At 65.6% G+C, this 12,350-nt stretch carries 13 protein-coding genes and 1 tRNA gene; 5 read left to right on the top strand and 9 right to left on the bottom strand.

Annotation, left to right across the window (positions count from 1 at the left end):
* Positions 1-46 precede the first annotated feature (46 nt).
* Both HH308_RS13915 and HH308_RS13910 read right to left on the bottom strand, forming a co-directional pair.
* Positions 47-700: a response regulator gene (locus HH308_RS13915; RefSeq protein ID WP_170194818.1), complete on the bottom strand. Its 654-nt coding sequence runs from the start codon at positions 698-700 to the stop codon at positions 47-49.
* On the bottom strand, positions 697-1,869 hold the full coding sequence (locus HH308_RS13910; protein WP_170194817.1) for a sensor histidine kinase: 1,173 nt from the start codon (positions 1,867-1,869) through the stop codon (positions 697-699). Before HH308_RS13910 ends, HH308_RS13915 begins: the two co-directional genes overlap by 4 nt.
* Positions 1,870-1,916: 47 nt before the next feature.
* On the opposite strand from HH308_RS13910, the gene HH308_RS13905 reads away from it, so the two are divergent.
* The 3 genes from HH308_RS13905 to HH308_RS13895 all read left to right on the top strand — a co-directional run bounded on the left by HH308_RS13905 (position 1,917) and on the right by HH308_RS13895 (position 5,130).
* Positions 1,917-1,991 (top strand) — tRNA-Leu (locus HH308_RS13905).
* Between the two features lie 521 nt (positions 1,992-2,512).
* Positions 2,513-3,895, top strand: a complete 1,383-nt coding sequence (locus HH308_RS13900; protein WP_170194816.1) for a serine/threonine-protein kinase — start codon at positions 2,513-2,515, stop codon at positions 3,893-3,895.
* Between the two features lie 83 nt (positions 3,896-3,978).
* Positions 3,979-5,130 (top strand): MFS transporter, encoded by a 1,152-nt coding sequence (locus tag HH308_RS13895; protein WP_170194915.1) that lies wholly within the window; start codon positions 3,979-3,981, stop codon positions 5,128-5,130.
* 16 nt (positions 5,131-5,146) lie between these two features.
* Here the strand turns inward: HH308_RS13895 and HH308_RS13890 are convergent, their stop codons facing one another.
* A complete protein-coding gene (locus HH308_RS13890; protein ID WP_170194815.1) occupies positions 5,147-5,530 on the bottom strand; it encodes a PPOX class F420-dependent oxidoreductase in 384 nt (127 codons plus the stop codon).
* Positions 5,531-5,541: 11 nt separating this feature from the next.
* Entirely contained in the window at positions 5,542-6,099 is a 558-nt protein-coding gene (locus HH308_RS13885) for a dihydrofolate reductase family protein (protein WP_170194814.1), read from the bottom strand.
* 87 nt (positions 6,100-6,186) lie between these two features.
* Between HH308_RS13885 and HH308_RS13880 the strand changes: the two genes are divergently transcribed.
* Positions 6,187-6,636: a winged helix-turn-helix transcriptional regulator gene (locus HH308_RS13880; protein WP_170194813.1), complete on the top strand. Its 450-nt coding sequence runs from the start codon at positions 6,187-6,189 to the stop codon at positions 6,634-6,636.
* Positions 6,637-6,650: 14 nt separating this feature from the next.
* On the opposite strand, the gene HH308_RS13875 is transcribed toward HH308_RS13880, so the two are convergent.
* The 3 genes from HH308_RS13875 to HH308_RS13865 form a co-directional block, all read right to left on the bottom strand.
* Positions 6,651-7,892 carry an acyltransferase gene (locus HH308_RS13875; RefSeq protein WP_170194812.1) on the bottom strand — a complete coding sequence of 414 codons (1,242 nt, stop codon included), beginning with the start codon at positions 7,890-7,892 and terminating at the stop codon, positions 6,651-6,653.
* Positions 7,893-8,002: 110 nt separating this feature from the next.
* Positions 8,003-9,085, bottom strand: a complete 1,083-nt coding sequence (locus HH308_RS13870; RefSeq protein WP_170194811.1) for a glycosyltransferase — start codon at positions 9,083-9,085, stop codon at positions 8,003-8,005.
* 1 nt (position 9,086) lies between these two features.
* Positions 9,087-9,665, bottom strand: a complete 579-nt coding sequence (locus tag HH308_RS13865; RefSeq protein WP_170194810.1) for a TetR/AcrR family transcriptional regulator — start codon at positions 9,663-9,665, stop codon at positions 9,087-9,089.
* An 82-nt stretch (positions 9,666-9,747) separates the two neighbouring features.
* Between HH308_RS13865 and HH308_RS30180 the strand changes: the two genes are divergently transcribed.
* Positions 9,748-11,043, top strand: coding sequence for a serine/threonine-protein kinase (locus HH308_RS30180; RefSeq protein ID WP_312870586.1), 1,296 nt, complete (start codon positions 9,748-9,750; stop codon positions 11,041-11,043).
* 8 nt (positions 11,044-11,051) lie between these two features.
* On the opposite strand, the gene HH308_RS13855 is transcribed toward HH308_RS30180, so the two are convergent.
* Entirely contained in the window at positions 11,052-11,768 is a 717-nt protein-coding gene (locus tag HH308_RS13855) for a DsbA family oxidoreductase (protein WP_170194914.1), read from the bottom strand.
* 65 nt (positions 11,769-11,833) lie between these two features.
* A complete protein-coding gene (locus HH308_RS13850) occupies positions 11,834-12,349 on the bottom strand; it encodes a mycothiol transferase (protein ID WP_170194808.1) in 516 nt (171 codons plus the stop codon).
* Position 12,350: the final 1 nt, after the last annotated feature.

Raw genomic sequence — 12,350 nt, 5'->3', positions numbered from 1 at the left:
TCGCGCGACCCGGCGTCGAGAAATCCTCCGTCGGGTCCGAGATTTCTCATCCCAACGGAGGATGCGACCCCCGCCGCAAGTGGTACACCGCCAGCCGCACCCGATTGTCCGCCCCGGTCTTCGACAACAGGTTGGCGACATGCGTCTTGACGGTCGTGATCGAAAGGTGCAGCCGCTGCGCGATTTCCGCGTTGCTCATGCCTTCGGCGACGAGCGCGAGCACGTCGCGCTCCCGGGCGGTGAGCGAAACATCGTCGGCCGCACCCGCTTGCGCCTGACCCGAGGTCACCGCCCGATCGACCACCCGAGCCAGCAGCTCCGGGGAGAAGACCATCTCGCCCTCGGCCACGCGCCGGACAGCCCGCACCAACTCGGCGGGTTCGGTGTCTTTGACCACGAATCCCGACGCCCCAGCCGCCAACGCGGGGTACAAGTGTTCGTCGTCGTCGAATGTCGTGAGAACCAGGATTCGCGCGCGGCGTCCCGACCCGACGATCTGTCGGGTCGCGCCGATGCCGTCGAGCCCGGGCATGCGCAGGTCCATCAGGATCACGTCGGGGTCGAGCTCGGCCGACAATGCCACTGCTTCAACGCCATTCGACGCTTCCGCGGCGACGTCGAGGCCGTCGGTGGATTCGAACAGCATCCGCAGACCGGCCCGGATGAGCTTCTGGTCGTCCACGATGAGAACTGTCGTCACGAATCTATCTCCTTGTCCGCCAAGGGTATCCGCGCCTGCACCAGCCAGTGCTGAGCACCTTTCGGTCCTACGGCCAAGGTTCCGCCGACGAGGTCCACTCGCTCGGCCATGCCCACGATGCCATGGCCCGCTCCGGTCGCCGCTCCACCGCGACGATTGCCGATGACGATCTCGACCGCGCCGTCGGCTCGCGAAACCGTCACCGCCACAGCATCTTCGGCGTCGCCGTACTTCATGGCATTGGTCAGCGCCTCTTGTACGACGCGTAGCAGCGTCAGTCGCCCGATGGCGTCGAGTCCCGCGATGTCTGCCGGATCGGCCACCTTCGCCTCGACGGTGAATCCGGCAGCGCGCACCCGTTCGACGCCGGCGTCGATCTCGGTGGCCAGTTGCTCGGCGTCGACCAACGGAACGTCGCCGAGTACCGGATCACGCAGTGCGACGAGGAGTCGGCGAATATCGGTGAGCGCGTGTGACGCGGTGTCTTTGACGTCGTCGAGGACGTCGCGGACCGGCTGGTCGTGTGGCTTGAGAACATGTTGTGCCACGCCGATCCTGAGCACGATCGACGCCATGTGGTGCGCGACGACGTCGTGCAATTCGCGCGCCAGCGCGACACGTTCGTCGGTGCGGGTCTGCTGCTGTTCCTGCCGACGGCGCGCGTCGGCGTCGAGCGCCCGTTGCCGGTACGACGCCGCGAGTGCGCGCTGACCGCGCAGGTAGAGCCCGAGTAGGACGGGGATGGCGACGGAGGCAACGACTTTGACGATGCTCATCGCCGACCACACGTCGGTGTGATCGTCCATTACGACGTCGGCGACCACCGCGCCGGTCCACGCGACGGCGGCGATGGCGCAGGGCCACCCGCCGCGCCGCATCACGGCGTCGGCCAGCGCGATCGCGCCGAGGTAGGGCACGAGTTCGGAGGGTCCCCACGCCTCGGTGCCGAACATGGGCACCGCGAGCGCCGCGAGTACCACCGACGCCGTCGCCGGCCACCACTTGCCCGCGACGAAGACACCCACCGCGGTCATCGACAGCAGCCAGTAGTGCGACGGCACACTGAACCGTCCGGGGAACGTACTCGCTACGAGCAGAGCGGGCACCACGACGATCGGCGCGTAACGCAGCACGGCGAGCCAGCGCTGCGTCGTCGGGGTTCGTGCCACCTGCCGAGCCTAGCGGTAGCGGCGAGGCGCTATCGTTGCCTGGCACCGCCCCCATAGCCCAATTGGCAGAGGCAATCGGCTTAAAACCGATCCAGGTGTCGGTTCGAGTCCGACTGGGGGCACGGCGACGCCGAGCCGAAAGGCGGCCGTCGACAATTTTGCGACCGTTATAAAACAAAACAATATGACTCAATACCGCGCATATGATTCCGCGAGTCGCATTTCCAACCCGCTTGGTGATCCCGGCCGACGCGATAACGTCAAAACCGCTGGTTGAGCCGCACCGAAGCGATAACGTCAAAACCGCTGGTTGAGCCGGACCGGAGCGTTAGCGAAGGACCGTGTCGAAACCGCGTAAGCCGACGATATCAACGTAACCACGCTGTATTGCACGCCGTGATTCCCCGCAATTCGAGTAGTCCACTACGCGTGATGTCATTTCTCCAACCGACGACGATAGACAAGTCACCGGAGTACACCGGGGCGAGTTCGGCGAAGGACGCTCATGAAAGCGCGCACTTGGAACTGCAACACCGTCGGGGCAGCGGATCGCTGTCTCCGGTGTGGAACACTCGATCGTTACACTGGTCTCCCAGCACTGTCATCTACCAGCGCCCCACCCCCACCTGGAGTTGCCCGTCCGATGGTTACGTCACACGATCTCACCGGCTCGCGGCTGGGCGATTATGAGATCGGCGAACGACTCGGCAAGGGCGGGATGGGTGAGGTCTACCAGGCCGTCGACACCCGGCGCGGCCGGCGGGTCGCGCTCAAACTTCTCAGCTCGGCCATCGCCGACGACACGTCCGCCCGCGACCGCTTCATGCGAGAATCCCGCACTGCCGCAACTCTCACCGACCCTCATATTCTCCCCATTCACGACTGGGGCGAGATCGACGGTCAACTCTTCATCGACATGCGGCTGGTCGGCGGACGCGATCTGCGTCGGGTCATCAGCGAAGACGGCCCGATGTCACCGAAGACCGCCGTCAAGATCATCGCGCAGATCGGCAGCGCGATCGACGCAGCGCACCGGGTGGGCCTGATCCATCGCGATGTCAAGCCGGACAACATCGTCATCGACGACCACGGATTCGCCTATCTCGTCGACTTCGGTCTCGCGATGCATGTCACCGACACCAGGCTCACGAACGCCGGTTACGCGATCGGATCGTTCCGTTACATGGCCCCGGAACGTTTCGGCGTCGACGACGTCGGTCCGCAGGTAGACATCTACGCGCTGACCTGTGTGCTCTACGAGTGCCTAGTCGGCGTGCCACCGTTCTCGTACGCCACGACCGCCGAGCAGATGATCGCCGCCCACCTCAATGCCGACCCGCAGAAATTCGGCTCGCCGTTCGACGATGTCATCGCCACCGGCATGGCCAAGCGTCCCGATGCTCGTTACCCCGACGCGGCGTCGCTGGTCGAGGCCGCGCAGAAGGCTCTGATACAGACACCGGACTCCTCGCCGCTGCGGGTGATCGGGCCGAAGTCCACTGCGCCGCTGAACGTCAGCGCCGACGTCGAGCAGAGCGTCGATCGCCCGCAATCCGCCGACGTCGCGCAACAATATGCGACGACGACGCTGCGCGCCCTTCCGCCGGTCAACCGCTCGCGCCCCCGCATCCTCGCCCTGACCGTCGCGGCGGTGGTCATCGTCGGGCTCGGCGGTTGGTATGTGATGAACAATGCGGGTTCGACGACGACTCGAACGGCATCGGCGCCGACGCACACCGCGACGTCGGCCGACACCGCCGAAATCGTGTGGCGTACCAACGTCGGCGCGGCAGAAGTGTCACTCTGGCTGTCATCGTCGGGCTACAACTGGGTGACGGTCGCCGCGACGAGCGCACTCACCGCTGACGCACGCATCTGGTCACCGCAGTCGGGATGGCGCACGTCACAGGTTTATGCTTCTGCGCCAACGGAATTCACGACGCCGCGGGTGTATGCGCCAGGCAGCACCTGCATCCGGCTCATCGTCAACTACGGCGCCGACACGCTGAACGACAAGATCTGCTGACTCGACGGCGGAAAAAGCTTGCGGCGCGAACCCGCTCACCGCCTACACTTGACCCCATGCGCAAGCGACGATGACTCTCCCGCCTGACCCTGCCCCTCTACGCGTACTCGTTCGCAGAGGATTTCGTTCTCCTCTATCCGGTGTACGCGCTGCTGTTCGCCGCCCACGGTCTGTCGGTGACGCAGATCAGTTCGCTCTTCGTCGTCTGGTCGGCGGTCGGCTTTCTCGCCGAGGTTCCGTCGGGCGCACTCGCCGACATCGCACCACGCCGCTACCTGCTCGCCGCGGCCCCAGTGATGACCGGTACCGCCTTCGCGTTGTGGTTGCTGCTGCCCGGCTACCCGGCGTTCGCGGCGGGATTCGTATTGTGGGGACTCGCCGGATCGTTGACGTCGGGCACCGTCGAAGCTCTCGTGCACACCGAACTCAGCCGCCGCGACGCGCAGGATCGCTATGCCTCGGTGATGGGCCGAGCCCGCGCGCTCGGCGTCGGCGCGACCGGTGCGGCGACACTCGCCGCGGTGCCGGTGATGTCGTGGGGCGGGTATCCCGCGGTAGCTACTGCCAGTGTGGCAGCCTGCGCGCTGTGTTGCGCCGCGGCGCTGATGCTTCCCGAAAACCGCACGGCCACAACGCAAGAACCCACCGATGACGATGAGTCGTACGTGGCCGTTCTCCGTATTGGACTCGCCGAAGTCCGCACCGACCGGGAGATACTGCGAACCGTCGCGCTGGTTATCGTCGTCGCGAGTTTCTGGGGCGTTCTCGATGAGTACGTACCGCTTCTCCTCGCCGACGCCTCCGTCGCGCCGGCGACGATTCCGGTAGTCCTCGCCCTCGTCTGGGCGGGCGTCAGTGTGGGGGGTCTCGTGGCGGGTGCGGCCGCCGCGCTACCCGCGGTGGGCTTCGGCTCCCTTGTGGCGCTCGCCGGTATCGCGATCGGTTGCGGCGCACTCGTCCACGGACCGCTCGGCTGGACCTGCCTCGGCGTCGGTTTCGGAATCTGTCAAGCCGCGACGGTGATCGCCGACGCACGACTGCAGGCTCGTATCTCCAGCGCCAGCCGAGCGACGGTGACATCGATAGCGGGCCTCGGCACCGACGTGGCCACCACCGCGACCTATCCGATCTATGCGCTGGTCTGCGCGGTGAGCTCCCACTCGACGGCGTTCGTCGCGTTCGCTGTGCCGTATGTGCTCATCGGTGGCGTCGTCGTGCTCACCAGATTCGAATAGCCCGATCGAAGAAGCGTCAAGCCATGCCGAACTGCTGATGTTCGACGTCTACCACCAGCGCAACCCGGTCTTGATCGCGCCCGTAGGGCGACCCGATGTATTTCTGAGCGAGTTCGTCGACGATCGCCCAGCCGGCGTCGCCGTCGATCCACTCGACGACGCGGCCACGAATCAGGACCGGCGTGAACGGCGCGTCGGGCGGGGTCAGTGAGATGGCCACGCGCGGGTCGTCGCGCAAGTTTCGCGCCTTGCTCGACGCCGGACCGGTGATGAACACGACCCGCTCGCCGAGTGTGCCGATCCACACGGGGACACTGTGCGGTGAGCCGTCGGGGCGGACGGTGGCCAGGTGCGCGATCGGCGTTCCATCGAGTACTTCGCGAATCTCATTCTGCAACATGCGATTTAGCCTCACTTCTCGATACCGTAGCGAAGATGTGTCACGCCCGAACCCGATACCGTCTCCAGCAACGTCAGCGGCACCTGCCGTGTCAACGATCCAAAGAAGGGCCGGCCGGCACCGAGAAGTATCGGCACCTGATGCAGGATCACCTCGTCTACCAGACCGGCCTCGATCGCCGCGGTCAGCGTCACACCGCCCTGAATGCCTACGTCTTTGCCGTCGGCCAACTCGAGCGCACGGTCGATCGCGCGGTCGATCGACGTCGCAAAGTGTTGTCGGTCGGAACCTGCGAACTCGGCGGGCCCCGGTCGATGGCTCAGCACCACCATTGCAGCGGTGGGATGCGGACTGCCGCCGTTGAATCCCGCACAGTCGTCGTAGGTCTTTCGGCCGGTGACGATGGCACCGACCCGATCGACAAGTCCTCGGTACATGTCGGAATTCTGCGGATCGCCGTACCAGTCGAACAGCATTCCGCCGTCACCCAGTCCATGCCCCGGTCGCGAATCGCGCCCGGTGATGAATCCGTCGACCGACACGCTCAGCCCGGTGAACACTCTGCTCATGACATTCCTTTCAACGTTCCCTGAAGAGACTCTACGAAAGTAGCACCTACAGTTCCTTCAGGGAACCCCAAATGTTAGAGTCGAGCTATGCAACGCACTCAGTTCAGCGAGATGGCCTGCTCAATCGCCCGGACCCTCGATGTCATCGGCGAGCCGTGGTCGCCGCTGATCCTGCGCGATGTCTGGGTGGGGATGAACCGGTTCGACCAGATCCAGGCCGACTTGGGCATCTCCCGCAAGGTTCTCACCGAGCGGCTCAACCACCTCCTCGACCAGGGAGTCTTGGATCGCCACCCCTACGACTCCCGTCCCCGCTACGAGTACCACTTGACCGAGAAGGGCACCGACCTGGTCGAAATGCTCATGGTGATGGTCCGCTGGGGCGACCGCTGGCTGGCCGGCGAAGCAGGCTCACCGGTCCTGTACCGGCATCACGCGTGCGGACAGATCGGCCACGTCGAACCCTGCTGCAGCGAATGCGGAAAGCCGATGCATCCGGGCGACGTCGACCTGCTGCCGGGACCGGGAGCTCGGTGAGATACGACGCCGCACTACGCCGACGCCGGGACGCCTGTTCCGCTGCCACGCATCAGGGGAATCCGATCACGACCCACCAGAATGCGACTCAGCGGAGTCCGCAGCGCGACGTCGACCAGCAGTAGCGAGCAGCCCAACACCGCAACCACCAGCAGCGCCGCACGAGTGACGCCCGATTGCGGGAACCAGGTGAAGATGCCGGTGAAGTATCCGGCGCGCGCCAGCAGATCGATGACCAGCGGATGTACCGCGAAGACTCCGAACGCTCGCGGCGTCGCGTAGGTGACCACGCGTCCGACGACGCCGCGGCCATCACCCCGATGGTGGTTCCACCACATGGCGACCATCCAGAGCAGAGCGAATCCGCCGACCAGCCACGGGAGCAGGGTCGGGTTCCACGGCGTCGTCGCCGCGGCGGGCACCGACGTCGGCGTCGTGGTCAGCCAGTACGCGATCACCGTGACCGTGCCACCCGCCAAGCCCGCGACGAGCACGGTCACGGCGTGGTCGCGTAGCCAATCGTGAACCGCATCCCGGTGATAGGCACCCAGTGCACCGATCGCGACGAACAGCGCGTACATCGGGAGCGACTTCCAGGCGACGTCGTAGAACGTCGCCCAACCGCTGCCCGACGGCCGGGGCGCGTACTGATAAACGGCGAACATGCTGATCTGTATCGCCGCGGCGCCGCCGACCAGTCGCCATGGGTGGTGGCCCACGCGTCGCAAGAGCCACGAGATCGCGGGAAACGCCAGGTAGATCTGCATCGAGATGAGCAGGAAGTAGAGCTGATATTTGCCGTCCCCGGTCAGCAGGTTCCGGCCCAGTTCCGCGAGCTCGGTGCTCGCCGAGCCGAACGGGTGCCCGCTGATCACGACGTGGTCGGTGATCGCATAGATGAGGGTCCACAGCAGGTAGGGCCAGACCACCAGGCCGAAACGTCGGCGCCAGAAGGCAATCGGCGACATCTCACGCTCGCGGGTCGACACCACGAGAACGAACAGGGTGACCGCCACGAAGCCGTATCTGGTCAGGTGGCACAGCGTGCCCACCAGCCCGCCGACGTGCAGCGTCGACGCCGTGTTGATGCTGTTGACGCAGTGACCGATGACGACCAGGGTGAACAATGCCACGCGGACGAAGTCGGCGGTGTATGCGCGCGGTGCGACGCGTGCACGAGATCGAGTTGCCGCGTCGACACCGATAGACGTCGACTCAGCGGCTGAGTCCTTCTCCAGCACGGCGACGTTGCGCACTCGATCACCTTCTCCACACTCGCAAGACTGATAACTCTGGGAACCCTACGAGTGGTTTCTGTACTCATCCTGGGCACCAGCACATGGTTTGCAGTCCGCGTCGTGCGAGGTTAGGTCAGCACCTTCTCAATCTCGGTGGTCGCCGCTCGCGCGCCGTCCCCGTCGCGAATCGTCTGCCCGAGTCGGGCGGCGTTCTCGCGCGCGATCGGGTCGGCGAGCAACTGTTCGACCGCCGCACGGATCGCCCCAGACGTGCTGCGACGGCTCATCGTTCGCCCCGCACCGGCCGCCTGTATCGCGGCGCCGACCATGGGCTGATCGACCTTCGATTGCATCGGGATGATCAGCAACGGAATGTCGTGCGCCAATGCGATCATCGTCGTCGAATGACCGCCGTGTCCCACGACGAGACTCGTCTGCGACAGCAGTTCGGCATGCGGGACGTAGCCACACAGTTCGACGTTGGCGGCCGGACGCAGGGCCGCGGCATCGACGAGTCCGCCGGTCGTCACGATCGCATGCACCGGCAACGTCGCGACTGCGTCGATGATGCGCTGGTACACCTTCGCCATTCCCGCGTAGCCGAATGTCGACAGGCTGACCAGGATTGTCGGCTCGGACCGCGGCGTCGACGATATGCCCGTACAGGTCGGCCCGGTGAACACGACGTTCGCACGTGCCCGGCCACTGCCGGGGTCGAGATCGGGCAGCGTCGCGACGATGCAGCGCTGCGCACCATCGCTGAGTTGCGTGTAGCGAAAGCCTTTGAGCCGCAGCCCGATTCCATAGGGTCCGCGCATCAGCGCATCCCGCAGGAACCCATCGAACATGTGCTCGAGCATCACGAACCGCACTCCGTCGGCGACCAACCGATCGAGTACCGCGGGCAGCAGGCAATCAACGACCACCAGATCGGCGCCGAATCGGCGGACAGCGTCGGCGACGTCAGCGCCCATGGCTCGGTCGCAGAGGCTGTTCAGAAGAGTCAGCGGCGAATTGACAACGGAGCCGACGAAATGGCGTGCGGTCGCATAGCACTCGAACGACAGTCCGGCGCGCCGCGCCGCCCTCCGATTGCCCGCGTGCCCGATGACCAGCAGGTCGTGTCCGCGCCGCCGCAGTTCCTCGGCAATCGCGATCGTTGGTGGGACATTGCCGCCGCCGTCCCAGGTCGCCATGATTATTCGCGCCATCTCACGTCCCTTCATTTCCGGCGAGGACCCGATCGACCATCGCCTGCATCCGGATCTGTGTCTGCCTGCGCGTGAGTCCCCGATCCAGGCGCAGCAGTTTCCACGCGTAGACATCGGTGGCCACCACGAGGAGGTCGATGGTCACGTCAGTCGTCGACGCATCGGCAAGGTGCGCCGAGACCCAATTCCGATGCTCGATGCGCCCGCCCTCGACCACTCGCGCTATGGCCGGGTCCGCCGTCTCCTGAGCGAGCATCATCATCACCATTCGTCCGCGGAGTTCGTAGTGATCCATCAGCACCGACAGCGGTGAGCGCGCTTTCGTCGGATCGGCGGCCCGTTCGGCACGGATCCGCTCGACACCGTAGGCGATTGTCGCGTCGAAAAGTGCTGCACGACTACCGAATTGACGCAGGATCGTCTGGACGGTCACCCCTGCCGCGGCGGCGACGTCCTTGAGCGGGATCTCGGTGAACAACCGATCCTGGGCGAGGGAGAACAACGCTTCGACGACTCTGCGGCGAGTGTTCGCAACCGCCGCCGCGCGAGCCGTCTGCCGGTACTCTCGTTGCATTTTCATTTGAATGTCAGTTAACGCCGAACTAGATTTCGTGTCAATCATCACTCAAACGAATTCTTGCGCGCTGACAAGAGCATGCGCAGTGTCCGGCCCAACCAACACCGAATACACTCACCCCGACCCGCACGTGGTGCCCATCCACGACTTCGGGGAGATCGACGGCCGACTCTTCCTCGACATGCGCTTGGTCGATGGGCAGGATCTGCGCACCGCGCTCAAGTCGAATGGACCGCTCGAACCGGCGCGGGCCGTCGCGATAGTCGAGCAGATCGCTTCCGCGCTCGACGCCGCACATCGCAGCGGACTCGTCCACCGCGACGTCAAACCGGACAATATTCTGTTGGCGCACAACGACTTCGCCTATCTGGTCGACTTCGGTCTGGCGCAGGCCGCGGGCGATTCTCGACTCACCTCCACCGGGTCGGCGGTGGGCTCGTTCGCCTACATGGCACCCGAACGGTTCGGCGTGACGGCGGCCGGTCCCCCGGCCGACGTCTACGCGCTCACCTGCGTGCTCTACGAATGCCTTTGCGGCACACAGCCGTTCTCCGCGACGAGCATCGAGCAGCTGATCGGCGCTCACCTCCATCAGCCACCGCCGTTGCTGCACAACATGTTCGACGCCGTGATCGCGAAGGGGATGGCCAAGGACCCGGCGTACCGCTACCCGAGCGCGGGTGCCCTGGCGTACGCGGCGCGGGCCGCTCTCGACGGACGAGCACTGGCCGCCGCGACCGGCATCCACGCAGGCGTCGCATCGCCGATCCATGCGCCCGCACCCCGCGAACGTTCGCCGCTGCCGCTGGCGATCGGCGCACTCGTCGCCGTGCTCGCCGTGGTCGTCGGCGGCACGGCCTGGGCGTTGACGAGTCGATCGGACGATACCGCTCGTACGTCCGACGCCGCACTCACCACCGCGTCGATCATGGCCACTACAACCACGGTCACCGCCACCACGATGCCGTCCGCCACCAAGCCCCAGCCGACCGATGACACGGCGACCGCATCGACGACGTCGACCCCCACGACCACCTCGCCCGTACGAGCTGCGCGCGGCGTCGGCGACCTGGGCCTGCCCACCCCGATCACCCGTCCGACATGCGACGGCACGTATGCGGCGTTCGTCTACAACGCGACCGCGCCCGGTGCGTATGCGTCCGAGATCGCCGCCGCGCTGGCCCAGCACCCGGGGGCGTCGTACCTGCGCACCGACCAGTCGTGCTCGTCGCTGCGACAAGCGCTCAACGGCAATCCGATCTACGCGGTGTACTTCCCCGGCGACCTGGCAACGGTCTGTGCGATCAAGGCGCGGATCGGCGGCCACACCTATGCGCGACGCCTCGACAACGCCACCGCGGTGGGTGTCGAGGTCTGCTGAGACAAGGCCTACGCCTCGGCCCCCGGAACCGCACACCCGTCGGGGCCGCAGACGTCGTCGGACCCGACCATCTGGACCACCGGCTCGTGATCCGACCACGCCTTTTCCAGCACCGACGCGAACGTCTCCGCCGGCTGTGCGCCCGATACTCCGTATTTGCGGTCGAAGACGAAGAACGGCACGCCGGTCGCGCCGAACGCCGCGGCCTGTGCTTCGTCGGCTCGCACGGCGGCGGCGTATGCGGCCGGATCATCGAGCACGGCGCGGACCGCCGCCTCGTCGAATCCTGCCGAAACGGCGACGTCGACGAGGCGCTCGGAGTCGCCGAACAGCGGCGCCTCGTCGGCGAAATTGGCTTCGTACAGGGCGTCGAGCAGCGCTTCCTGGCGTCCCTGCTCCAGCGCGAAGTGCAGTAGCCGATGCATGTCGAACGAGCTGCCGTAGTCGCGGCCCGACGTCACGTAGCCGAGCCCCATTTCGGCGGCCTGCGCGCCGATGCCGAGTTCGTTCTTCGCGGCCTGTGCTTCACTGACGCCGTACTTCTGAGCGATCTTGGTGACGACGAGTCCGGTGTCGTCGGGCGAGAGACCCGGGTCGAGCTCGAACGAACGGTGGATCACCTCGACGTCGCCGCGGTGGGCGAACTGTTCGAGGGCTTGGGAGAATCGGGCTTTACCGAGATAGCAGAACGGGCAGTTGATATCGGTCCATATTTCGACCTGCATAGATGACATGCTCGAGTCAACAGTAAGCAGTGCGTACTTTGTTCCCGACGGCAATCCTCCTACGCCTACGCCTGCAGCAGTCCCCTCACGTAAGCCGCCTGCCCGATATGTTGCGCGTCGTCGTCGATCACACTGACCAGTCGTACGCCCATCGTGACCGGCGGGTCCCAGCGGGTGTCGACGACGACGTCGAGGTCGTCGTCGGTGATCGACTCCAGGAACCGCAGCGTCGCCGCGTGCGTCGCGTCGTAGTAGTCGATGAGGCCCTGCGCGGGCACCCGCACCGCGGCCACCTCGTCGAGCGTCTGCCCGTAACCGGTTGCGGCGGCGTCGAACGGCAACGCGAATCGCCGCACGAAATCGCCTGTGCGCCACACTTGTTCACGCTTGGTTCCGTTCAACGGCAGGTCGCTCACGTGATCGTCTTGCACCCGGGTCAGATGCCACACCAGCCACGCGATTGAATTCGCTTGCGGCCCAGGCTGATATGCGAGCTGCTCGACGCCGAGACCGGTCACCACGGCGTGGACGTTCTCCTGAATGCGACTGAAGCCGTCGGCGAGGACATCGGTGGTGCGCATG

The organism is Gordonia asplenii (genome assembly GCF_012933505.1).
In the GTDB taxonomy this organism is placed as follows: Bacteria; Actinomycetota; Actinomycetes; order Mycobacteriales; family Mycobacteriaceae; genus Gordonia; species Gordonia asplenii.
This window is presented reverse-complemented; position numbering and strand designations above follow the sequence as displayed.